The following is a 1,561-nucleotide window of genomic DNA, read 5'->3' as shown; positions in this document are numbered from 1 at the left end:
GTCGGTGTGGGTGGGGGGCGCCCGGGGGTGGGCGTCGCGGCCCCCCCCCGCGGCGTTGTCGGGGCGCGCGGGGGCCGTGGGGCGGCGCCGCGCGGGCCCCCCCCCCCCCCGCGCCGGGTTCAGTTGGCCAGGCTGAAGTCGCCGCCGAGGGGTGCGGCGATCTTGTCGACACCGGTCAACGCGGTGAGCGAGGTGACGGGGGTGCTGCTGTCCGTGGTGGTGCCGTTGCCGAGTTGGCCGGAGCCGTTGTTGCCCCAGGCGCGGACGGTGTTGTCGCCGAGCAGGGCGATGGTGTGTTCGCGGCCGCCGGCGATCAGCTGGATGCCGGTGAGGCCGGGGACCGCGACGGGGGTGCTCCGGTAGTCGGTGGTGCCGTCGCCGATCTGGCCGGAGGTGTTCCGGCCCCAGGCCTTGAGCTGGTTGCCGCTGTCGGTGACGGCCAGGCTGTGGTGGGCTCCGGCCGCGATCCCGGAGACCCCACCGAACCAGCTGCCCTGGGTGTCGACCGGGGTGAAGCGGCTGATGGTGGTGTTGTCGCCGAGCTGGCCGGTGGCGTTGTAGCCCCACGCCTTCACCGCGTTGCCGCTGGTGGGCTTGGTGGAGCTGCTCGGCGGGCCGATCAGGGCCAGGTTGTGGTCGGCGCCGGCGGCGATCCGGGCCACACCGGCCAGGTTGTTCACCAAGGACGGCACGTTGCGGCTCGCCGAAGTTCCGTCCCCGAGCTGGCCGTTGATGTTGTGGCCCCAGGCCCACACGGTGCCGTCCGCGCGCAGCGCCAGGCTGTGGTTGAGTCCGGCGGCGATCGCGATCACCTTGCCGAGTCCCTCGACCCGGACCGGGACGCTGCTGTCGGCGTTGGTCCCGTTGCCGAGCTGGCCGTGGTTGTTGCGCCCCCAGGCGACCACGGTCCGGTCGGCGAGCAGGGCCAGGCTGTGCACTCCGCCCGCGGCGACATCGGTGACATCGGAAAGGTTGACGACCTGGCCGGGCGCGTTGTGGCTGAACACCGAACCGTCACCGAGCTGCCCGGACCCGTTGGCGCCCCACGTCTGCACCGTGCGGTCGGTCAGCAGGGCCAGCCCGAAACCTGTGGCGGGGCCGCTTCCCCCGGCGGCGATCTTCACCACCTCGGCGCTCGTCAGCCCCAGCACGGTGGTGGCCGTCGTACGAATGTCCGTCCAGGTGCCGTCGCCGAGCTGACCTGCGCGGTTGTTGCCCCAGGACTTGAGCCGCTTCTCCGCCACTTCATCTCCTCATCGGGTGTGCTGTCATGCGGGAATGCGACCGCGCCGGGCGCGCGGCCGCGGAGGCTGCCACCAGGACGCGGCGGCGTTGCCTCCCGACGGGCCGCTCTTGCCCGGCCCTCGCCGCAAGCTCTCGAACGCATCATCGGTGACGACCGATCAGAACTCGGGACCCCGATCTCGACCTTCACTCGAACAGGTGACCTTCCGGCGTCTCCGGGTACGCCGGGCCGTCCCGCACTGCGCACACCCGCCCCTTGGCGGCGCTCCTGACGTCGAGCCCCGCGGGGGGGGCGCCCCGCGGGGGCGGGGGCGGG

At 73.2% G+C, this 1,561-nt stretch carries 1 protein-coding gene; it reads right to left on the bottom strand.

Translation table 11 applies throughout. The annotated features are described in order from the left end of the window. Positions 1 to 119: 119 nt before the first annotated feature. Positions 120 to 1,244: a hypothetical protein gene (locus ACFV6I_RS16965; protein ID WP_079136459.1), complete on the bottom strand. Its 1,125-nt coding sequence runs from the start codon at positions 1,242 to 1,244 to the stop codon at positions 120 to 122. Positions 1,245 to 1,561: the final 317 nt, after the last annotated feature.

It is taken from the genome of Kitasatospora sp. NPDC059803 (assembly GCF_042732255.1).
Lineage (GTDB): Bacteria > Actinomycetota > Actinomycetes > Streptomycetales > Streptomycetaceae > Kitasatospora.
This window is presented reverse-complemented; position numbering and strand designations above follow the sequence as displayed.